At 64.2% G+C, this 21607-nt stretch carries 20 protein-coding genes and 7 tRNA genes; 19 read left to right on the forward strand and 8 right to left on the reverse strand.

Translation table 11 applies throughout. From position 1 onward, the window contains the following. The 8 genes from rodA to H926_RS0119400 all read left to right on the forward strand — a co-directional run. Positions 1-817: rod shape-determining protein RodA (rodA, locus tag H926_RS29065; RefSeq protein WP_237741111.1), on the forward strand; the 817-nt coding region annotated here is incomplete at its 5' end. Between the two features lie 82 nt (positions 818-899). After that, positions 900-975: transfer RNA gene (locus tag H926_RS0119370), tRNA-Arg, on the forward strand. Between the two features lie 46 nt (positions 976-1021). Then, positions 1022-1097 (forward strand) — tRNA-Lys (locus H926_RS0119375). 43 nt (positions 1098-1140) lie between these two features. Beyond that, positions 1141-1216: transfer RNA gene (locus H926_RS0119380), tRNA-Lys, on the forward strand. A 43-nt stretch (positions 1217-1259) separates the two neighbouring features. Beyond that, positions 1260-1335 (forward strand) — tRNA-Lys (locus H926_RS0119385). Positions 1336-1378: 43 nt separating this feature from the next. Further along, positions 1379-1454 (forward strand) — tRNA-Lys (locus H926_RS0119390). A gap of 42 nt (positions 1455-1496) precedes the next feature. After that, a tRNA-Lys gene (locus H926_RS0119395) sits at positions 1497-1572 on the forward strand. Between the two features lie 43 nt (positions 1573-1615). Next, positions 1616-1691: transfer RNA gene (locus H926_RS0119400), tRNA-Lys, on the forward strand. Between the two features lie 37 nt (positions 1692-1728). On the opposite strand, the gene adhP is transcribed toward H926_RS0119400, so the two are convergent. The 4 genes from adhP to H926_RS0119420 form a co-directional block, all read right to left on the reverse strand. After that, positions 1729-2754 carry an alcohol dehydrogenase AdhP gene (gene adhP / locus H926_RS0119405; protein ID WP_022677763.1) on the reverse strand — a complete coding sequence of 342 codons (1026 nt, stop codon included), beginning with the start codon at positions 2752-2754 and terminating at the stop codon, positions 1729-1731. Between the two features lie 236 nt (positions 2755-2990). Continuing rightward, on the reverse strand, positions 2991-3851 hold the full coding sequence (locus H926_RS0119410; RefSeq protein WP_022677764.1) for a pirin family protein: 861 nt from the start codon (positions 3849-3851) through the stop codon (positions 2991-2993). Positions 3852-3950: 99 nt separating this feature from the next. Beyond that, positions 3951-6446, reverse strand: a complete 2496-nt coding sequence (locus H926_RS0119415) for a TonB-dependent receptor (protein WP_022677765.1) — start codon at positions 6444-6446, stop codon at positions 3951-3953. Between the two features lie 189 nt (positions 6447-6635). Further along, positions 6636-7268: a flavin reductase family protein gene (locus H926_RS0119420; protein ID WP_022677766.1), complete on the reverse strand. Its 633-nt coding sequence runs from the start codon at positions 7266-7268 to the stop codon at positions 6636-6638. Between the two features lie 168 nt (positions 7269-7436). On the opposite strand from H926_RS0119420, the gene H926_RS0119425 reads away from it, so the two are divergent. The 3 genes from H926_RS0119425 to ribH all read left to right on the forward strand — a co-directional run bounded on the left by H926_RS0119425 (position 7437) and on the right by ribH (position 9758). Next, positions 7437-7997, forward strand: coding sequence for a hypothetical protein (locus H926_RS0119425; protein ID WP_022677767.1), 561 nt, complete (start codon positions 7437-7439; stop codon positions 7995-7997). 67 nt (positions 7998-8064) lie between these two features. After that, a complete protein-coding gene (ribB, locus tag H926_RS0119430; RefSeq protein ID WP_022677768.1) occupies positions 8065-9330 on the forward strand; it encodes a 3,4-dihydroxy-2-butanone-4-phosphate synthase in 1266 nt (421 codons plus the stop codon). Positions 9331-9335: 5 nt separating this feature from the next. Beyond that, positions 9336-9758: a 6,7-dimethyl-8-ribityllumazine synthase gene (gene ribH / locus H926_RS0119435; RefSeq protein WP_022677769.1), complete on the forward strand. Its 423-nt coding sequence runs from the start codon at positions 9336-9338 to the stop codon at positions 9756-9758. Between the two features lie 191 nt (positions 9759-9949). Here ribH and eno read toward each other — a convergent pair whose 3' ends face one another. After that, positions 9950-11233 (reverse strand): phosphopyruvate hydratase, encoded by a 1284-nt coding sequence (gene eno, locus H926_RS0119440; protein WP_022677770.1) that lies wholly within the window; start codon positions 11231-11233, stop codon positions 9950-9952. 275 nt (positions 11234-11508) lie between these two features. Between eno and H926_RS0119450 the strand changes: the two genes are divergently transcribed. From H926_RS0119450 to H926_RS0119470, 5 genes are all read left to right on the forward strand, one after another. Continuing rightward, the gene (locus H926_RS0119450) at positions 11509-12132 is read left to right on the forward strand and encodes a hypothetical protein (protein WP_022677771.1); all 624 of its coding nucleotides are present in this window, start codon (positions 11509-11511) and stop codon (positions 12130-12132) included. Further along, positions 12125-12538: a hypothetical protein gene (locus H926_RS31075; protein ID WP_022677772.1), complete on the forward strand. Its 414-nt coding sequence runs from the start codon at positions 12125-12127 to the stop codon at positions 12536-12538. The genes H926_RS0119450 and H926_RS31075 overlap by 8 nt, the downstream gene beginning before the upstream one ends. Continuing rightward, positions 12535-12882, forward strand: coding sequence for a hypothetical protein (locus tag H926_RS0119460; protein WP_022677773.1), 348 nt, complete (start codon positions 12535-12537; stop codon positions 12880-12882). The genes H926_RS31075 and H926_RS0119460 overlap by 4 nt, the downstream gene beginning before the upstream one ends. Continuing rightward, positions 12879-13424, forward strand: a complete 546-nt coding sequence (locus H926_RS29075) for a hypothetical protein (RefSeq protein WP_148291813.1) — start codon at positions 12879-12881, stop codon at positions 13422-13424. Before H926_RS0119460 ends, H926_RS29075 begins: the two co-directional genes overlap by 4 nt. Before the next feature lie 137 nt (positions 13425-13561). Next, on the forward strand, positions 13562-13783 hold the full coding sequence (locus H926_RS0119470; protein ID WP_022677775.1) for a DUF4170 domain-containing protein: 222 nt from the start codon (positions 13562-13564) through the stop codon (positions 13781-13783). An 83-nt stretch (positions 13784-13866) separates the two neighbouring features. On the opposite strand, the gene greA is transcribed toward H926_RS0119470, so the two are convergent. From greA to carA, 3 genes are all read right to left on the reverse strand, one after another. Next, positions 13867-14343, reverse strand: a complete 477-nt coding sequence (greA, locus tag H926_RS0119475; protein ID WP_022677776.1) for a transcription elongation factor GreA — start codon at positions 14341-14343, stop codon at positions 13867-13869. A 131-nt stretch (positions 14344-14474) separates the two neighbouring features. Next, the gene (gene carB, locus H926_RS0119480) at positions 14475-17789 is read right to left on the reverse strand and encodes a carbamoyl-phosphate synthase large subunit (RefSeq protein WP_022677777.1); all 3315 of its coding nucleotides are present in this window, start codon (positions 17787-17789) and stop codon (positions 14475-14477) included. A 76-nt stretch (positions 17790-17865) separates the two neighbouring features. Beyond that, positions 17866-19041 carry a glutamine-hydrolyzing carbamoyl-phosphate synthase small subunit gene (gene carA, locus H926_RS0119485; RefSeq protein WP_022677778.1) on the reverse strand — a complete coding sequence of 392 codons (1176 nt, stop codon included), beginning with the start codon at positions 19039-19041 and terminating at the stop codon, positions 17866-17868. 162 nt (positions 19042-19203) lie between these two features. Here carA and H926_RS0119490 point away from each other — a divergent pair, with 162 nt between their 5' ends. From H926_RS0119490 to dnaG, 3 genes are all read left to right on the forward strand, one after another. Then, a complete protein-coding gene (locus H926_RS0119490; protein ID WP_022677779.1) occupies positions 19204-19656 on the forward strand; it encodes a GatB/YqeY domain-containing protein in 453 nt (150 codons plus the stop codon). A 135-nt stretch (positions 19657-19791) separates the two neighbouring features. Beyond that, positions 19792-20184 (forward strand): endonuclease domain-containing protein, encoded by a 393-nt coding sequence (locus H926_RS0119495; RefSeq protein ID WP_022677780.1) that lies wholly within the window; start codon positions 19792-19794, stop codon positions 20182-20184. 45 nt (positions 20185-20229) lie between these two features. Continuing rightward, positions 20230-21607 (forward strand): DNA primase (gene dnaG / locus H926_RS0119500; RefSeq protein ID WP_022677781.1); only part of this gene is annotated, 1378 nt, incomplete at its 3' end.

The raw sequence follows: 21607 nt of genomic DNA on the forward strand, positions 1-21607 counted from the left end.
GCTCAACCTCGGGTTCATGACGCTGCAACCCTCGGAACTGATGAAGCCGGGCATCGTGCTGGTGCTCGCCTGGTTCTACAGCGTGCTGCCGACGGGCGAAACGCGCAGCTGGCGCGCCGTAGCGCCGGCCATGGGCCTGCTTGGCTTCCCCGCCGCTTTCGTCATGCTCCAGCCTGATCTGGGTACCGCGCTTGCCATCTGCTTTGGCGGGGTGGTGGTGATGTTCCTGGCCGGCCTGCCGCTGCGCTGGTTCCTGGGTGCAGGTGGCGCGGGGGCGGTCATCGCGCCGCTGGCGTTCTTCTTTGCCCTGCACGATTACCAGCGCAAGCGCGTGCTGGTGTTCATGGACCCGGAAAGCGATCCGCTGGGGTCGGGCTATCACATCACGCAGTCCAAGATCGCGATCGGTTCGGGCGGATTTTTCGGCAAGGGTTTCGGCAATGGCTCGCAAAGCCATCTCGATTACTTGCCCGAAGCCCACACCGACTTCGTCTTTGCCACCATGGCCGAAGAATGGGGCATGCTGGGCGGCCTGTTCGTGCTGCTGGTGTTCGGTCTCATCATGCGCTGGGGCCTGAAAGTGGCGATGAACGCGCCTGACCGGTTTTCCCGCCTGCTGGCCGCGGGGATGACCGCGACGATCTTTTTCTATGCCTGCATCAACATGATGATGGTCATGGGCCTGGCGCCCGTAGTGGGCATTCCCTTGCCGTTCCTGAGCCACGGCGGCTCGTCGATGATGACCAACATGATCTGCATCGGCACGATCATGGCGGTCGATCGGTGGAGCCGGCGGAGTTCCACAGGTCTTTCCTAAAAAAGTTGAAATTGGGGCTTGGCAGGGGCGGAGAAATCGCTATTGGGGCCGCTCCCGGGCGGCGACGGTCGCTCGGGAGCCCGGACGCATAGCTCAGTTGGTAGAGCAGCTGACTCCTAATCAGCGGGTCCTAGGTTCGAGCCCTAGTGCGTCCACCATCCTACTTCCGGTGCACCAACACCGGCCTGCCCGAACAGCAGGTGTGGACGCATAGCTCAGTTGGTAGAGCAGCTGACTCTTAATCAGCGGGTCCTAGGTTCGAGCCCTAGTGCGTCCACCATCCCTTCTTCCGGTGCCACCCACCGGCCTGCCACAACCGGCACGGACGCATAGCTCAGTTGGTAGAGCAGCTGACTCTTAATCAGCGGGTCCTAGGTTCGAGCCCTAGTGCGTCCACCATCCCTTCTTCCGGTGCCACCCACCGGCCTGCCACAACCGGCACGGACGCATAGCTCAGTTGGTAGAGCAGCTGACTCTTAATCAGCGGGTCCTAGGTTCGAGCCCTAGTGCGTCCACCATCCCTTCTTCCGGTGCCACCCACCGGCCTGCCACAACCGGCACGGACGCATAGCTCAGTTGGTAGAGCAGCTGACTCTTAATCAGCGGGTCCTAGGTTCGAGCCCTAGTGCGTCCACCATCCTTCTTCCGGTGCCACCCACCGGCCTGCCACAACCGGCACGGACGCATAGCTCAGTTGGTAGAGCAGCTGACTCTTAATCAGCGGGTCCTAGGTTCGAGCCCTAGTGCGTCCACCATCCCTTCTTCCGGTGCCACCCACCGGCCTGCCACAACCGGCACGGACGCATAGCTCAGTTGGTAGAGCAGCTGACTCTTAATCAGCGGGTCCTAGGTTCGAGCCCTAGTGCGTCCACCACCGTTACTTGGCAGCAGACGCACCAGCGTCATCCCCCTTATCGCAGATCGAGCACCACGCGCCCTTCGATGGTGCCGGCGGTCATCCGTTCGAATGTGGCGTTGATATCCTCCAGCTTCACCGTTTCCACCGTCGCGCGCACCTTGCCTGCGGCGGCAAAGTCCAGCGCCTCGATCAGGTCGAGCCGCGTGCCCACGATCGAGCCGCGCACGGTGATGCCGCCCAGCACGGTATTGAAGATCGACAGCGGAAAATCGCCCGGTGGCAAGCCCGTCAACACCACGGTGCCGCCGCGCGCGGCCATGCCCAGGGCCTGTTCGAACGCCTTGCGCGATACGGCCGTAACCAGCACGCCTTGCGCGCCGCCACAATGCGCCTGAACGAACGCAGCGGCATCGTCCTGCACGGCGTTGACGGTAAGCTCTGCGCCCAGCCGGCGGGCAAGATCGAGCTTCGCCTCGTCCACATCCACCGCGATCACCTTGCGGCCCATGGCCTTGGCATATTGCACCGCCATGTGGCCCAGCCCGCCGATGCCCGAAATGGCCACCCAGTCACCCGGCTTGGTATCGGTCATCTTGAGGCCCTTGTAGACCGTGACCCCGGCGCACAGGATCGGGGCGACCTCGACGAGATCGAGCCCGGCAGGAATGTGGCCGACATAGGCGGCATCGGCCAGGGCATATTCGGCAAAGCCGCCGTTGACCGAATAGCCGGTGTTCTGCTGCTCGTGGCACAGCGTTTCCCAGCCACCCAGGCAATGCGGGCAATGGCCGCAGGCCGAATGCAGCCAGGGCACGCCCACGCAATCGCCTTCCTTCACACCCACCACGCCCGGCCCCACGGCCACGACGTGGCCCACGCCCTCGTGCCCGGGAATGAACGGAGGCTGGGGCTTGACCGGCCAATCGCCACAGGCGGCGTGCAAATCGGTGTGGCACACCCCGCAGGTCGCAATCCGCACCAGCACCTGGCCAGGGCCGGGCTGCGGGATGGGCACGCGCTCGATCGTCAGCGGTTGCCCAAAGGCATGCACCACGGCGGCTTTCATCGTTTCGGCCATTGCCATTCTCCATGTTTCGCCAATGACATGGAGAATGGCATGAACTGCCAGGGGCGGCTTTGGCCTCGATCAAGGATGGCCATGTGTCAGCGTAAAGGCACTGACGGCACGGCGTAGCGCAGAGCCCTTCGACAGGCTCAGGGCGAACGGGGAATTTGCGGATTTCCCCTGCTCCGAAGAAGGATAGTGAGCCGTTCGGGCTGAGCTTGTCGAAGCCCCGTACCTAGCCGAGCGTTTCAGCCCATCGTGCCGAACTTGCCAGCCTGGAAATCGGCATAGGCCTGGTGGATTTCGGCCACGCTGTTCATCACGAAGGGCCCGTGCGACACGATCGGCTCGTCGATCGGATCGGCATGACCCAGCAGGATCACACTGTCCTCCTGCGCCACCAGTTCGAGGCGGTCGCCCGGCGTCAATTCCACCAGGTTGAAGGCTGGCGCCACCGTACCGGCCACGGCCACGCTGCCGCGCACGACATAGAGGAACACGTCGCGCCCCTGCAGCCCCTCGGCCACCAGCGTGCCGCCAGCATCGAGCGCGGCAAAGCTCATGAACACGCCGGTCAACGATGCGACTGGCCCTGTGGCTCCACCGCGTGTGCCCGAAACCAGATGCACGCGCACGCGCCCGGCGTCTTCGGTCAACGCCGGCACGCCATCGGCCTGCACCCCGGTATAGCGCGGCGCGGTCATCTTGAGGCGGGCCGGCAGATTGACCCACAACTGTAGGATTTCCACCGCCCCGCCCCGGCGCTTGAAATCGTCTGACGAGATTTCGGCATGGATCAGGCCGCTGCCGGCCGTCATCCACTGCACCCCGCCGGCGTGGATCGTGCTTTCGTGGCCGCCGGTGTCGCGGTGGGTCAACTCGCCGGTGAGGATGAAGGTGATCGTTTCGAAGCCGCGATGCGGATGCGGCCCGAATGGCAGGCCCCGGTTGGGCGAAGGATAGACCTGCGGCCCATGGTGGTTGAGGAACAGGAACGCGCCGAGATGATCGAGCGCGGGCCCCGGCAGAGGGCGGCGGGTGACAAGATCGCCGATGTCATCCCGATGGGCGGGATGCAGGCGGTGAATGGTGCAGGCTTTCTCGGTCATACCCCATGATACGACCAAGCGCCGGAAAAGACGCAAGGAAAAAGGGGTGGCGTGCCCTCCCCGGCGCGCCACCCCTTCCCTTTTCAGCCGCGTGGCTGATCAGTAAGCCAGAACCAGCGTGGCAATCGCGGCGCGCGGGGCACCGATCTGCACATTGGTATAGCTACCGGTATAGCTCACCTGGTTGTTGAACGTGCCCGAGAACCCGCCCGCGTAATACTGGTTGAATAGGTTGGTCACGTTGAGCTGGAGATAGGACCGGTCGTTGAGACCGACCGCGCCCAGCGCCACGCGCGCATCGAGATCGACAAGGGTGTAGGACGGCGTCTTGGCGCCATAGGCCACCGTGGTCGTACCCGCGAGGTAATAGGGCGTGTTCTGATCGTTGACATAGCGCGGACCGGTGCGCTTGACCTGAACGCCCAGGGTGAAGGGCTGGAAATTGCCCGCCAGGCGCGCGCCAACCGTGGTGATCGGCACGGCGGATTCGAACTTGCCAGCGGTGGCCAGTTCGCCGGTGGGCGAATCGACATTGTCCTTGATCCGCGAATGCAGCCACGAGCCAAAGACATAGCCGCTCACGTGCGAGGTGAAGCGGTACGACACGTTGGCATCGATACCATAGCGATCGACGGTGCCCAGGTTGGTGTAGATCGCGGTGTTGGCGTCAGGCTGATAGGCCGTGCCCAGGCGGTTGGTGAAGTGGGTGTACCACAGGTCTGCCTGTGCCTGGAGCGGGCCGCTGGTGCGGCGGAAGCCCAGGTCGAAGTTGTCGGTCTTTTCCGGGTCCACCAGGCCGGCATTGCTGCCATTGGCAAAGTAGAACGACTGATAGAGCGAGGTCGTCTGCGGGACGGACATGCCCTTGGAGTAATTGAAGAAGATCTGGCCGGCGCTGGGCAGGTCATAGGTCACGCCCAGGCTGGGCAGCACGGCATTGTAGTTATAGGTGCGGCGTTGCGGCGAAACCGCGCTGGGGTTGGCTGCGGCATAGGTTGCCGCCGATGCGCCGAACACGCAGCTTACGCCGCCGCTGCTGCTGCGGGTGAAGCAGTCGTTGGTCAGGTCGCGGTGCATGAACGGCGCGCGCAGGCCAGCATTCACTTTCAGGCGGTTGCCCATGAAGCTGCCGCGATATTCGGCCGAAACCTGGTTGAGCAACGCGATCGAGCGCGTGTCGCGCTTTTCCACCACGTTGCCCGCGCCATCGGTGAGCGGATCGTTGACCGGCGAGATCAGCACGGGCGAGCCATCGCTGTTGAGCATGCCGAGTTCGCCGGTCTGCGAAATGACCGAGCGGGCAAAGGCATAGGCAATGCGCACGGCCTGGCGGCTGTCGATGTCATAGCGCATTGAGGTGGTCAGCGCGATGCGGTGGGTGGTCGTCTGGCTGGGCGCCAGCAGGCGCACCTTGTCCAGCGTATCGCCGTCGCCGTTGAGATCCTCACCCAGGTAATAGCTGCCGTTGACATAGCCGGTCATCCCGGCCGACGTGCCTTCGGAAGCGACCACAGTGCCGCCGCCATTGGCCTTGGTCGACTGATAGCTGGGGTCGATCGTCCACACCAGGCCCGGCGCCAGCGTCAGGCGCGCGCTGCCGCGCAGGTTGAGCAACTGCGCCGGGTTGACGCGATAGTCATAGGCCGAACCGCAGGTGTTGGCATTGTCGGCCGTGCCGGCATTGGCCGCCGCCGTGGTGCACGGCGCATAGTGGTAATAGCCGTTCTTGAAGCTGGTCGGGAAATAGGTGAAACCAACGCCGGTGTCGGCCGTCAGCGGCACGTTCGACAGCGGGACCGAGCCCGAGAAGTTGTTTTCGGTGCCCACATACGTGCCGGTCAGCGACAGGAAATCGCCATTGGCGCCAAGCGGCTGATAGATCCCGCCGTTGGCCTGCTCGCGCCGCACCTTGCCATAGTTGTTGAACGGCGAATCGTTGTGCGAGTGGCTGTATTCGCCATAGAGGCGCGTGCCAGCCGGCCCGATCGCGCCGCTATCGACCATGCCCATCACGCGATAGTAATTGTCGGTGCCCATCGCGCCCGATGCCTTGAGGTGGAAATCCTCGGTCGGCTTGTGCGAACGGATGTTGATGGTCGAGCCTGAGGCCGACGAGGTCGGGCTATCGACGTCGGTCGTGCCGAAATTGACCGCGACCTGATCGATCACTTCGGAATCGAGCAGCTCACCCGAATAGAGCGCATAGTTGCCATCATCGTTCAGCGTCACGCCATCGATGGTTTCGGAAATGCGCGTGGCATCAAAGCCGCGGATCATCAGCGTGCCGCCGCTGCCGCCATAGGGATCGTTGTTCTGGAAGCTGACGCCGGGCAGGTAATTGATCATGTCGTTGATCGACTGGCCGGGCGTCTGCCGTTCGATCCAGGCCTGGCTGAGAATGGCCGAGGCCTTGCTGGTATCGGGATTGGCGACGCCGACGATGCCCTTCTGGGCCGTGCCGGTCACCACGATCTGGTTGCCGAAGTCCATGCTGCCGGTGGACTGGGCCAGCGCCGGCGCGGCCAGGCCCAAGCTTGCCAGGGCAAGCACGGTGGCGCTGGCGTGGGCCGCCAGGCGGTATTTTTGTTCGGTCATATTGCCTCCTTGAAACCGTGGCCGGATAAGGCGCAAATATGCCAGATTTGCTACAGCTATTCGGTATATACCGTTGATTTATTGTGATATTTTTGAATACAAAAGAAACATATGCAACGATCTTGGTTGCATATTGCAATGCGGCGAAATGGTCATCGCATTGCAACAGTTTCACACGAATCCCGTCAATCAATCGTCATTCTTTTCTGCCAGCCAATCGGCATAGCGCGGCCGCGTCAGCTGGAACGAGGTATCGCTGCGGCTGTACCACGCCCCGTGCATGCGCGCGATCAGCCCCATGGCCATGGTATCGACGTAGAGACGATCGGCGTCGATGAAGTGGTCCTGGATATGGAAACGCACCACTTCGCCCAGCACGATCGTGCTCTGTCCCGCCTCGATCGCCTGATAGAGCCGGCATTCCATCGACACCGGGGCCGTGGCGATGCGATCGGGCGCAACCACGCTCGACGGCGCCAGCGACAGGGCGGCGTGGGCGGCCTCATCGAATTCGGGCGGGGCATCGATGCAGGTAAAGTTCATCGCTTCTGCGTCATGTTCTGACACCAGGTTTACAACGAATTCCTTCGTTTCCAGGATATTGGCAGGTGTATCCTTGTGGCGGCCATCGGCCTGGCGCAGGAACCCGATCGTCAGGAGCGGCGGATCGGCGGCGACCATGTTGAAAAAGCTGAACGGCGCGGCATTGGTCACTCCGGCGGCAGAGCGGCTGGTAATCCAGGCGATCGGGCGCGGCGTGATCGAGGCGCTCATGAGCTTGTAGCGATCGCCCGCCGCGACCTGGGAAAAATCGAACTCCATCACCTGCCTCCATCACGCGCCATGCCGTGGGCGCTCTTTGGGCCGCACGCCAAGCACTGTCCATATGCCCGCGCGGCCACAACGCGCGAAGACCGCAAGCGGCACCATGGCCATCTCCGTCTGCCGCATGCTATGCATGCAGAAACATCATCATAAGCGAGGATCTTTATGCGCGCGTCCAGCCTTCCGTTCCGCCGCCTGGCCGCTTCGGCGCTGGCCGTCCTCGCCGCCTCATCGGCAGGCAGCGCGTTCGCGCAGCAGCCCATGGCGCCAAGCAGCGCGCCTGCCTGCCCCGCCACACCAGCCGCCCTGCCCCCGGCCTTTGCCGCATGGAGCAATGCCACGACGCTGGAAAGCGCCACCGATCGCCCTGGCCTCGCCATGACCAAGATTGCGCCGGGGGAAGCGGAAGCGCTGACGCTGCACCCCATGGCGGAAGTGCACTATGCCTTGCCGCCGCAAAAGCCTGCGGCTCCGGGCACCTTCGGCGGAATGGTTGCCCTGCACGTCACCACTGCGGGCACCTATCGCGTTGCACTCAGTTCCGCCGCCTGGGTCGATCTGGTCTCGGCCGGGGCTGCACTGCCCACCACCGCGCACGGGCATGGGCCGGATTGCAGCGGCATTCGCAAGATCATCGATTTCGCGCTGCAACCGGGCGACCATGTCGTCCAGATCGTTGGCAACGCCACCAGCACCATCACGGTTCTGGTCGTGCCGCAAGGCTGACCAATACTCACACAGCAATGTGATACACCCTCTTGCATATCACATTTCGATGTGACAATGCAGGTGCATGTCAAACGAACTCATCGAACGCGTCCGCAAGCTGGTGACCGAAGGCGGCATGTCGCGCGCAGGGCTTGCCCGCGCCGCCGGCCTGCACGCCAACACCCTGCGCGAATGCACCTCGTCCAGTTGGAATCCCACTGCCGACACGCTGGCCAAGCTGGAGCGGGTGTTGACCGAGGGCGACGACAGCCCCGCCATCGTGCCGATCGAAGAGATTATCGAGGAAGCGCGCAACGGGCGCATGTTCATTCTGGTGGATGATGAAGACCGTGAAAACGAAGGCGATCTGGTCATCCCCGGCCAGATGGCCACGCCCGACGCAATCAACTTCATGGCCACCCACGGGCGCGGGCTGATCTGCCTGACGCTGACCCGCGCGCGCGTCGAGGAACTTGGCCTCGAACTGATGAGCCGCAACAACGGCACGCGCCACGAAACCGCGTTCACCGTTTCGATCGAGGCGCGCGAAGGCGTGACCACGGGCATTTCCGCGCATGATCGCGCCCGCACCGTTACCGTGGCGATCGATCCGGCCAAGGGCCGCCATGACATCGTCACGCCCGGCCATGTCTTTCCGCTGATCGCACGCGATGGAGGCGTGCTGGTGCGCACCGGCCATACCGAAGCGGCGGTCGATATCTCGCGGCTGGCCGGCCTCAACCCCTCGGGTGTGATCTGCGAGATCATGAAGGACGATGGCACCATGGCCAGAATGGACGATCTCGTTCCATTTGCCCGGCGCCACGGCCTCAAGATCGGCACGATCCGCGATCTGATCGAATATCGCCGCCGGCATGACCATCTGGTGCAGAAGGTGGCCGAAGTGCCGTTCACGTCTGACTATGGCGGCGACTGGCGCGTGCTGACCTATCGCAACAAGGTGGATGGCACCGAAAGCCTGGTCCTGCAGAAAGGCCAGGTCATTCCCGGCACGCCCACGCTGGCGCGCGTCCATGCCTTTTCGGCCTTTGACGATCTGCTGGGCCGGGCCGGCGCGCGCAAGCGCACCCTGCAGCGCGCAATGACCGAAATCGGCCGCGCTGGGGCCGGCGTGATCGTGCTGCTGTTCCCGACCGCAGACAGCGATCCCGTGCGCGGCGCTACGCCGGGCCAGGACATGGACCTGCGCGCCTATGGTATCGGCGCCCAGATCCTGGCCGATCTTGGCATCCACGACCTGGTCTTGCTGTCCAATTCCCACCACACGCCGATCGCGATCGAAGGCTATGGCCTCAACATCGTGGGCGAGCGTCCGATTCCAGCGGAGTAAGTTTCTTGGCCAAGTTCCTCATCGTTGAAGCCCGGTTCTACGCGCATCTCAACGACCAGCTCATCGCCGGCGCCCGCGCCGCGCTCAAGGCCGCCGGCCACAAGGCCGATGTCGTCACCGTTCCCGGTGCGCTGGAAATCCCCGCAGCCATTGCGCTGGCCGACCAGGACGGCAGCTATGATGGCTATATCGCCATCGGCGTCGTGATCCGCGGCGAGACCTATCACTTTGAAATCGTGGCGGGTGAAAGCGCGCGCGGTATCATGGCGCTGACCATGGACGGCCTGCCGATCGGCAATGGCATCCTGACGGTCGAGAACGAAGCGCAGGCCCTGGTGCGCGCCGATCCGGCGCAGAAGGACAAAGGTGGCGAAGCGGCCAAGGCGGCTATCGCGCTATACGATCTCAAGAAGAAGTGGGGTGACTGATCACACCTGATCTCCCCTCCCGCTTGCGGGAGGGGCTTTCTTCTAAACTCCCCTCCCGCTTGCGGGAGGGGCTTTCTTCTAAACTCCCCTCACGCTTGCGGGAGGGGCTGGGGGAGGGAATGTTCCGAACGACATTCCAACACCCCCTCACCCAACCCTCTCCCCACTGGGGAGAGGGCTTTATTTTGGGATCAGGCGAGGCGCCCGAACGCGCCACGGCCGGCATAGCGCGCGGCCTGGCCCAGCTCTTCCTCGATACGGATCAGCTGGTTGTACTTGGCAAGCCGGTCGGAACGGGCGAGCGAGCCGGTCTTGATCTGGCCGCAGTTGGTGGCCACTGCCAAGTCGGCAATGGTTGCGTCTTCGGTTTCGCCCGAACGGTGGCTCATCACCGCGGTATAGCCTGCGCGCTGCGCGATGCTGACGGCTTCGAGCGTTTCGGTGAGCGTGCCGATCTGGTTGACCTTGACCAGCAACGAGTTGGCCAGCCCCTTGCCAATGCCCATTTCCAGGCGCTTGGGGTTGGTCACGAACAGGTCGTCGCCGACCAGCTGCACGCGCTTGCCAATCTTGCTGGTGAGCGCGGCCCAACCTTCGAAATCGTCTTCGGCCATGCCGTCTTCGATCGAGAGGATGGGATAGGCATCGCACAGCGCGGCCAGGTAATCGGCCATGGCATCGGGGCTGAGCGAGAGGCCTTCGCCGCTGATTTCATACTTGCCGTTGCGGAAGAATTCGGTGCTGGCGCAGTCCAGCGCCAGGACCATGTCTTCGCCCGGCTTGAACCCGGCCTTTTCAATCGAGGCCATCACGAAATCGAGCGCATCGCGCGTGCTGGCAAGGTTGGGGGCAAAGCCGCCTTCGTCGCCCACGGCGGTGGCCAGGCCCTTGTCCTTGAGGCCCTTCTTGAGGGTGTGGAACACTTCCGCGCCCCAACGCACGGCTTCGGCCAGGGTGGGCGCGCCCACCGGCATGATCATGAATTCCTGGAAATCGATCGGGTTGTCGGCATGTTCGCCGCCGTTGATGATGTTCATCATCGGCACCGGCAGCACATGCGAGGACACGCCGCCAACATAGGAATAGAGCGGCAGGCCACGCGCATCGGCAGCGGCCTTGGCCACGGCGAGCGAGGTGCCGAGAATGGCGTTGGCGCCGATACGGCCCTTGTTCTCGGTGCCGTCCAGTTCGATCATCGCCATGTCGATGTCGCGCTGGTCTTCGGCGTCGAGGCCGAGCAGGACTTCGCTGATCTCGTCGTTGACGGCGTCGACCGCCTTGGTCACGCCCTTGCCCAGATAGCGGCTCTTGTCGCCATCACGCAGTTCGACTGCTTCGTGCGCGCCAGTCGAGGCGCCTGACGGCACGGCGGCACGGCCGAACGAGCCATCGTCAAGGAGAACGTCGACTTCGACGGTGGGATTGCCCCGGCTGTCGAGAATTTCGCGGGCGTGAATATCGATGATCGCGGTCATGATCGGCTTCCCTTGGCTTTCGGTGGCCGGCCCCCAGTGGGCCTGCTTCCAGCAGCGAACGACGGTGTAACTATCCAGGGCAAGTTTCTCTGGACTTCACCGGCCTGCCGGGCTCCTATCGGGTGGAACCTTGGCAAGCAAGCGGCGTTGGCTTGCAAGATGGCGTAGAGCGGCAAATAATGCCGCAGTGCAACACCTGAACGCCGCCCGATCCATGGCCCATGCAGGGCATACGATTGTGGCATACGAATTTGTCGAAAGAGAAAGGGATTCTCATGGCCGACACCGCACCTGAAACCAACGAAACCGAAGCTGCCATCAAGGATGCCGGCGCCGATCTGGTGGATGCCGGCACCAAGGCGGCCGATGCCGTCGACGTGAAGGCGCACGACCTGGCCGCCACGGCACGCGATCTGGCCGAAAAGGCCAAGACCCGCTTTGCCCAGGCCGTGGACGAAGCACGCAGCAGCGCCGAAACGCTCAAGGCCGAGGCAATGGAAAAGAGCCAGGTCTACAAGGACAAGGCCAGCGACACCGCCGCGCAGTGGTCTGACGAGGCCAAGGCCCTGGCCGCGCAGGCCAAGGACAAGGGCGCCGATCTGGCGCACGATGGCAAGGCCAAGGCCAGCGAAGCGCTTGCAGCCGTGGGCAAGGCCATTGCCGGTTCGGCCGAGGCGATCGATGAAAAGCTTGGCGTCAAGTATGGCGACTATGCCCGCACCGCTGGCAAGAGCGTGGAAGACACCGCCGACAAGCTCGCATCCAAGGACTTTGCCGAACTGGGTGAAGACGTGAAGACCTTCGTGCGCAAGAGCCCGGCCACCGCGCTTGGCATCGCGGCCGTGACCGGCTTCGTGCTGGCGCGCCTGTTCCGCGGTGGCGACAGCACGGATGCCTGACAGCAGCGAGGCCACGCCGCTGGCCGCGCGACTCGAAGCGCTGTTCCGCCAGGGTGAAGCCGTTCTCGGCGCCGAGATGGCCTATCAGAAGGCGCGCGTTGGCTTTGGCTGGAGCCGGGGCAAACGCGTGGCCGTCTATCTGCTCCTGGCTGGCGCGTTCGGCGGCTTGACCCTGGTGGCGCTGGTGGTGGGCCTTCTCATTGCGCTGGCGCCACTGTTGACGGCCTGGGGGGCGCTGGCCGTGGTCGGCCTGGGCCTCATGCTGCTCAGCGGCCTGTGCTTCCGCGCCGCCGTGCGCGCGTTTCGCGATGCGCGCGATACGGTGCTGGGTAAGCCCACCCGGGCAGAAGCGGCAGTGGTTGCTGCCGTAGAGCAGGAGAACGCCATGCAGGAAACAGCGGCATGAGCGCCGAGGAAACCCTGCTGGCCGCCGCCCAGGCGCGCGCGCAGGCCTGGCAAGACATGCGATCGGAACTTGTCGGTCTCAAGGATGACTTGGCCGCGCGCCCCCTGGGGCAGCGACTGCGTGATCGCCTGATCGACGAAATGGTGGAAGCCATCGATGGCGCCGGCACGGTGATCAAGGACACTGCACCGGCGCTGATCATTACCCTGGTGGTGCTCGCAGGCTGGACCTTGCGCGAGCCGCTGACGGCCCTTGGCCAATGGCTGTGGGACAAGCGGCCGAGCGGATGGTTCGGCAAGCGCGAAAATCGCAAGTGGGGGCGCAAAACTGGAGGATTATGGTGAGCGACGACACGAAGCAGACGCCCGAACTGCCCCCGGTAGTGCCGGCACAGGACGACGATAGCAACCAGGCGAGCGATCGCGTGTCCCAGGCCCGCGCCAAAGCTGCGGAAGTGGGCAGCACCGTACGCCAGGTGGTGGAGCAGCATCCGCTGGCGGCACTGGCCGGCGGCATCGCGCTAGGCTTGGTGGTGGGCAAGTTGGCCACCCGCAGCCGCAAGCCGACTGCCGCCTCAACCTTTGCCAGCCTGGCCGAACCGGCCGAGCAGGTCGCTGCCGGGCTCAGCAAGAAAGCCAGCACGCTGGCGACGCTGGCGGCAGAGATCGCCCTTGCCTATGCTGCCAAGGCGGCCGATGCCGGCCGCGAAGGCGTGCACAAGCTGGAAGACATCGGCAGCGAGGCCAGCGGCAAGCTGGCCGAGGGTGCCGGCGAAGCACGCAAGAAGGCGACCGATCTGGCCGAAGTGGCTGCCAACGCCGCACGCGAGGCGGCCGACGTGGCGCTGGCGAAGGCCAGCGAACTGGCCGCCCGCCTCAAGCGCTGAGCACGCCCACCCTGCCCTCAGCGCCGTTTTGCGCAAATGCCCGTGCGCAGGTTGCAAATGTGCAGCCGCGCACGGGTCTTGCGCAAAGCCGCACAGTTTGCCATCGGCTTTTGGCATCCTCCCAGGGAAGGGCCACAATGCAGAAACTCCATCTCGTGATGGGCGGCCGGGTGAAAGACCCGCAGACGCTCGATTTCGTCGATCTCAAAGCCATCGATCTCGTCGGTGTCTATGCCGATTACGCCGCGGCCGAAGAAGCCTGGCGTTCGGCAGCGCAGCGCACCGTTGACGATGCCGAAATGCGCTATGTGGTGGTCCACCTCCACAAGCTGCTCGATCCGGCGCAAAGCGACGCCTGATCGCAGCGACATCGCGCTAATGCAAAAAGCCCCCGGAAACAGCAGTTTCCGGGGGCTTTTTGATGGCTTTGCGCAGGATCGGTTCAGATGAACTCGATCTTCTGCACCAGGTAGAACTTGTCGCCCGAGGGAACCGTGACTTCGATTTCCTCGTCCACCTTGCGACCGATCAGCGCGCGGCCGAGCGGCGAATTGTAGCTGATGCGGCCACGCTTCGCGTCGGCCTCGGCCTGGCCCACGATCTGGTAGCGCACCGGCTTTTCATCATCATCGAGCAGCGTCACCGTGGCGCCAAACACGATGCGGTCACCCGACAGGGTGGTGGGATCGATGATGTGCGCGCGGCTGATCTTGTCTTCCAGATCGGCGATCGTCGCTTCAACCTGCCCCTGGCGTTCCTTGGCGGCATGGTATTCGGCATTTTCGGAAAGATCGCCGTGGGCGCGTGCTTCCTCGATGGCGTCTACGATCCGGGGACGCTCCTCGCGCAGCAGCTTGAGCTCGGCAGTCAGCTTTTCATAGCCTTCCTGGAGCATCGGCAGCTTTTCAACACTGGCCATCCGTAATCCTTCTCTTTCAATTCCCTGGCCCAATGGGTTCGAGGGAAAACCGTTCCCCCGCCGGGCTGGAAACCAGCCTGGCCACGTTCAGCCGCGATGGGCAACGCTGTGGGAGGGGAACCCTTGGACGATCAACGATAATAGTCTTGCAGCGACTTCACTTCAAGTTCGGCACTGCGCAAAGCCTCGATCGCCTCTGCCGCAGCCACCGATGCGGTGGCTGTGGTGAAGTAGGGAACCCTGCCATTGAGCGCCGACGCACGGATCGAAGCGGAGTCCTTGTGGCTTTGCCAGCCTTCGGTCGTGTTGAAAATAAGGGCAATCTCGCCATCGATGATGCGATCGACGATGTGCGGGCGGCCTTCGGCCACCTTGTTGACCTGTTCCACGTTCACGCCGTTGTCAGCCAGGTAGCGGGCAGTGCCGCCAGTGGCGACAATCTTGAAGCCCATCGCCGCCAGCTTGCGCACGCCCGGCAGAACCACCGGCTTGTCGGTATCCTTGACCGAGACGAACAGCGTGCCGCCCTGCGGCAGGCGGGTGCTGGCGCCCAGCTGCGCCTTGGCGAAAGCCATGCCGAAATTTTCGTCGATACCCATGACTTCGCCGGTCGACTTCATTTCCGGCGAGAGCACCGGATCGACGCCGGGGAAGCGCGCAAACGGGAACACCGCTTCCTTCACCGCCATGTAATCGATGTCGCGGCGGATTTCGGGCAGATCGGCCAGGCGTTCGCCGGCCATCACGCGGGCGGCATACTTGGCAATGGGCTGGCCCACGGCCTTGGCCACGAACGGCACGGTGCGGCTGGCGCGCGGGTTCACTTCGATCAGGTAAACATCGCCATCCTTGACCGCGAACTGGATGTTCATCAGGCCCCGCACTTGCAGCGCCTGGGCCAGCAGAACCGCCTGCCGCTCCATTTCGGCAACGATTTCGGCCGGCAGGTTATAGGGCGGCAGGGTGCAGGCGCTGTCACCCGAATGGATGCCGGCTTCCTCGATGTGCTGCAGCACACCAGCCACGCGCACGGTTTCGCCATCGGCCAGCGCATCGACATCGCATTCGATCGCATCGCGCAGGTACTGGTCGATCAGGACCGGGCTATCGCCGGAAACCTGCACCGCCGTGGCGATGTAGTCTTCCAGCTGGGCCTGGCTGTCGACGATTTCCATGGCGCGGCCACCCAGCACGTAGCTGGGGCGGATCAGCACGGGATAGCCGATGCGGCTGGCCACGGCGATGGCTTCGTCGCGGCTGCGGGCGATGCCATTCGCCGGCTGCTTGAGGCCCAGCTGCTCGACCAGCGCGGCAAAGCGCTCGCGGTCTTCAGCCAGGTCGATCGCATCGGGCGAGGTGCCCAGGATCGGGATGCCGGCGTCTTCCAGCGCCTGCGCCAGCTTGAGCGGGGTCTGCCCGCCGAACTGCACGATCACGCCGACCAGTTCCCCGGTGGAGCGCTCGACATCAAGGATTTCCAGCACGTCTTCCGCCGTCAGCGGCTCGAAATAGAGGCGGTCCGAGGTGTCATAGTCGGTGGAAACGGTTTCCGGGTTGCAGTTGACCATGATGGTCTCGAACCCGGCGTCTTCCAGCGCGAAGCAGGCGTGGCAGCAACAATAGTCGAACTCGATGCCCTGGCCGATACGGTTCGGCCCGCCACCCAGGATCACGATCTTGCGGCGATCGCTGGGCATGGCTTCGTTTTCGGGCTCGCCAAACAGGCCACCTTCATAGGTGGAATACATATAGGGCGTGACCGCTTCGAATTCGGCGGCGCAGCTATCGATGCGCTTGAACACCGGGCGCACGCCCAGCTTGTGGCGCAGCTTGCGCACTTCGGCCTCGCTGGTGGCACCAGCCATAGCCGAGACCACATCGTGGACCAGGCCCGAGCGGGCGTGGTTAGGGCTGCCGACCAGGCCCGCCGACCGCACCGCCAGCTTGGCCAGGCGCTTGTCGGAAAAGCCCATGCCCTTCAACCGGCGCATGCCTTCGGCCGTCACCGGCAGGCCGTGCTGGATCACCGCCTCTTCCTCGGCGATGATTTCGGCGATGTGGCGCAGGAACCAGGGTTCGTACTTGGTCACGGCGTGGACGTCTTCGACGCTGAAGCCTTCGCGGAAGGCCTGGCCGACCACGAGCAGGCGCTCGGGCGTGGCGCGGCTGAGCGCGGCGTTGATCTCGTCGCGCGTCGCGCCTTCCAGCGCGTCATAGCGGTTGAAGCCGTCGAGGCCGGTTTCCAGCCCGCGCAGGGCCTTCTGCAGCGATTCCTTGAGATTGCGGCCGATCGCCATGACTTCGCCGACCGACTTCATCGCCGTCGACAGCAGCGGTTCGGAACCCTTGAACTTTTCAAAGGCAAAGCGCGGGATCTTGGTGACGACATAGTCGATCGTCGGTTCAAAGCTCGCCGGCGTGGCGCCGGTGATGTCATTGGTGATCTCGTCGAGGGTATAGCCTACCGCCAGCTTGGCCGCGACCTTGGCGATCGGGAAGCCGGTGGCCTTCGACGCCAGCGCCGAGGAGCGCGAGACGCGCGGGTTCATCTCGATCACGATCAGGCGCCCATCCTTGGGGTTGACCGCGAACTGCACGTTGGAACCGCCGGTTTCCACGCCGATCTCGCGAAGCACCGCGATCGATGCATTGCGCATGATCTGGTATTCCTTGTCGGTCAGCGTCAGCGCCGGGGCCACGGTGATGGAGTCGCCGGTGTGCACGCCCATCGGATCGACGTTTTCGATCGAGCAGATGATGATGCAATTGTCGTTCCGGTCACGGACGACTTCCATCTCGTATTCCTTCCAGCCGAGGAGCGATTCCTCGATCAGGACTTCGGTGGTGGGCGATGCTTCCAGGCCACCGCGGACGATCTTGATGAACTCGTCCTTGTTGTAGGCAATGCCGCCGCCGGTGCCACCCAGGGTAAAGCTGGGGCGGATGATCGAAGGCAGGCCAGTGGTTTCCAGCACGGCGAGTGCTTCTTCCACGGTGTGGGCCACGCCCGACCGGGCCGATTCCAGCCCAATCTTGTCCATCGCGTCGCGGAACTTCTGGCGGTCTTCGGCCTTGTCGATCGCCTCGGCGTTGGCGCCGATCATCGTCACGCCATACTTTTCCAGCGTGCCGTCATTGGCCAGGGCCAGCGCCGTGTTGAGCGCGGTCTGCCCGCCCATCGTCGGCAGCACGGCATCGGGCCGTTCCTTGGCGATGATCTTGGCCACCACTTCGGGCGTGATCGGCTCCACATAGGTGGCGTCGGCCATTTCCGGGTCGGTCATGATCGTGGCCGGGTTGGAATTGACCAGGATGATGCGATAGCCCTCTTCCTTGAGCGCCTTGACCGCCTGCGTGCCCGAATAGTCGAACTCGCAAGCCTGGCCGATGATGATCGGCCCGGCGCCGATGATCAGGATCGAGGAGATGTCAGTGCGCTTGGGCATGGGTGGGCCTTTGTCTTTGTTCTGGCGTCAGCCGTGCCGGGCACGGCGAATGGGTTCGGAAACGATGGCTGGGCGATTAGCCCAGCATGCTCACGAACTTTTCAAACAGATAGAAGCTGTCCTGTGGGCCGGGTGAGGCTTCGGGGTGGTATTGCACGCCGAACGCCTTCTTGCCGGTGATCGCGATCCCGCAGTTGGAACCATCGAACAGCGAGACGTGGGTTTCGATCACGTTGGCAGGCAGCGAACCCGGCGCATTGTCCACGGCAAAGCCGTGGTTCATCGAGGTGATTTCCACCACGCCGTCTTCGTTGCGCTTGACCGGATGATTGGCGCCGCGATGGCCCTGGTTCATCTTGGTGGTCTTGGCGCCGGCCGCCAGGCCGAGCATCTGGTGCCCGAGGCAAATGCCGAAGATCGGCACGTCGGCCGCGAGCAGTTGCTGGATCACCGGCACGGCATAGGCGCCGGTCGCGGCCGGGTCACCCGGGCCATTGGACAGGAACACGCCGGCCGGCTTGAGCGCCATGATCTCGTCAAACCCGGTCTGCGCCGGCACCACGGTCACGTCTGCCCCGGCCTTGACCAGGTTGCGGAAGATATTGTCCTTGGCGCCGAAATCCATGGCGACGACGTGCGGGCGGCCCGTGCCTTCAGGGCGGGTATAGCCCTGCCCCAGGTGCCAGACCGAACCCTGCCATTCTTCGCGGGCCTCGCGGCTGACCACGCGGGCGAGGTCAAGGCCTTCCAGCCCCTGCCAGGCGCGCGCCTTTTCCAGCAGGGCTTCCAGGTCGAACTGGCCTTCCGGGTTGTGCGCGATCACCGCGTTGGGCGCACCCGACAAACGGATGCGGCGGGTCAGCGCGCGGGTATCGATGCCGGCCAGGCCAATGCGGCCCTGGCGCTCCATCCACTGCTGGAACGTGCCCTGGGCGCGGAAGTTGGCCGGCGCGGTCACGTCTTCACGCACCACGCAGCCGACCGCGCCAGGCACGCCATGGCTTTCCATGTCTTCGGCATTGGTGCCGACATTGCCGATGTGCGGGAACGTGAACGTGACGATCTGCGATGCATAGCTCGGATCGGTCATCACTTCCTGGTAGCCGGTCATCGCGGTGTTGAAGCACACCTCGCCGACGGCTTCACCCACGGCGCCAAAGCCTCGGCCCCAGGCGACCGAACCGTCGGCAAGGACGAGAACACCCGTCGATCCTTCTGGTTGGGACGCAAGCGAAAGGGCGGGGTCGGCCATTATGGGGGCGCTCCGTTGGCAGGGGTTCTGGCGATGTTGCTAAGGCCCGGCCGCTACGCTCCTATGGCCGCAGCGTCAACCTAGCGGTTCAAGAAAGTTTGTCCTAGGAGGAATCCTTTGCGCCGCCCTGCGCGGCCCGAACACCCACAGGAAAAACACGACATGATCCGCGACACGATCAAGGCCGCGCAAGTGGCTGCCATGAAAGCCGGAGACAAGGGACGCCTTGCCGCCGTCCGCCTGATCCTGGCCAAGCTCAAGGACAAGGACATCGAACTGCGCACCGCAAAGACGGTGCCGGACGACGATGCCGTGGTGATCGACGTGCTGCAAAAGATGGTCAAGCAGCGCCGCGAATCGATCACCCTGTTCGAGCAGGGCGGCCGCCAGGAACTGGCCGACGTGGAAAAGGCCGAACTGGTCGTGATCGAGGAATTCCTGCCCGCGCAGCTTTCCGAAGACGACGTGAAGGCGGCGATCGAAGGCATCAAGGCCGAACTTGGCGCCACCGGCATGAAGGACATGGGCCGCGTGGTGGCCGAACTGAAAGCGCGCCACGGCACGCAGATCGATATGAGCAAGGCCAGCGGGCTGGTGAAGGCGGCGCTTTCGTAAGCAACATGCCCTCCCCTAATCCGTCCCGCAGGCGGGAGGGGGATTTTGGCGTCAGGCCTCCGCCTCCCGCTGTAGGAACTTCTTTTAACTCCCCTCCCGCTTGCGGGAGGGGCTGGGGGAGGGCATGTTCCCCCGATGGACCAAGCTTGGCAGCGCGCGAACGACAAGGGCGACCAGCGCCCTACCGCCCGCGCCCGCCAGTTGCGCAACAATGCCACCGAACCGGAACGCCACCTGTGGCAGGCCTTGCGCAGCCGCCAAGTGCTGGGCGTGCGGTTCAATCGGCAATTCCCCATCGGGCCGTACATATGCGATTTCGTGTCGCGGGAATATCGGCTGGTCATCGAAATCGACGGCGCCACGCATGCGGCGGCGCAGGCCTATGATGCCCGGCGAACAGCGTTTCTGGAAAGCCAGGGTTTCTCCGTCGTCCGCTTCTGGAACGGCGACGTGATGAACAACCGTGATGGGATTATCTTGGAATTGATCCGTGCTTTAAAGGAATTGGGAGCGAAGGGTGAGCTTTGACGCAACACGCCCTCCCCCAGCCCCTCCCGCAAGCGGGAGGGGAGTTTGAGCCTGACCCCGCAATGGCTGGATGAACTGCGCAATCGCGTCTCGCTTTCGGGCGTGATCGGGCGGTCGATCCGCGTGCAGAAGGCCGGGCGCGAGTTCAAGGCGTGCTGCCCGTTCCACAACGAGAAGACGCCCAGCTTCACGATCAACGACGAAAAGGGCTTCTACCATTGCTTTGGCTGCGGCGCGCATGGCGATGTCATCCGCTGGATGACCGATCACCAGGGCCTGCCGTTCATCGAGGCGGTCAAGGAACTGGCGGCGCAGGCCGGCATGGACATGCCCGAGATGGACCGCCAGGCCGCCCAGCGCGCGCAGGCGGCCAAGTCGCTGCATGATGTGATGCAGGCCGCGCAGGACTTTTTCGTGGCCAGCCTGAAAGCGCCAGAGGCCGAGCGGGCGCGGGCCTACCTCGCCTCGCGCGGGTTTCCCGAGCGCATCGCGCGTGAATTCGGCTTTGGCTATGCCCCTGACAGCCGCACTGCGCTCAAAGAGGCGCTGGGCCAGTTTCCCGAAAGCATGCTGATCGAGGCCGGCTTGCAGATCGTGGTGGAAGGCAAGACGCCCTATGATCGCTTTCGCGGGCGGCTGATGCTGCCGATCGCCGACCAGCGTGGACGGATCATCGCTTTTGGCGGACGCATCCTCGCGGCCGAAAAGACCGACGCCCCCAAGTACCTCAATTCGCCCGATACGCCATTGTTTGACAAGGGCCGCACGCTCTACAACCTGCACCGCGCCGCACCGGCCGCGCGATCGTCGGCCCGGATCGTGGTGGTCGAGGGCTATATGGACGTGGTCGCCCTGGCCGCCGCCGGCATTGCCGAGGCGGTGGCCCCGCTGGGCACGGCGCTGACCGAGCACCAGATCGAACGGCTGTGGCGCGTGACCGAATGCCCGACGCTGTGTTTCGATGGCGATGCCGCCGGGCAGCGCGCGGCGATGAAGGCCGTGACGCGCGCCCTGCCCCTGCTGCGCCCTGGGCACAGCCTGCGCATCGTCACCCTGCCCGATGGCATGGACCCCGATGACGTGGTCAAGAAACGCGGCCGCGAGGCGATGCTCGATCTGCTCGGCACCGCGCGCAGCCTGGTCGATGTGCTGTGGGAAGGCGAGCGTGATGCCTCGCCGCTGGCCACGCCGGAGGACAAGGCCGGACTCAAGGCGCGCCTGCTGGCCCATTGCGACACGATCGCCCACCCCGATATCAAGACGCTCTATCGCCGCGAACTGCTCGATCGCTTTGGCGAACTGGCCTTTGCCCGGCGCGAACGTCCCGCGTTCACCCCGCGTCAGGGCGGCACGTTCCAGCCGCGCCAGGGCCGCGGCCCTTGGAAGCCGGCGCCGCCCCCCCTGCCCGCTGCCACAGCCAGCC

The sequence above is a fragment of the Novosphingobium sp. B-7 genome (assembly GCF_000410615.1).
Lineage (GTDB): Bacteria > Pseudomonadota > Alphaproteobacteria > Sphingomonadales > Sphingomonadaceae > Novosphingobium > Novosphingobium capsulatum.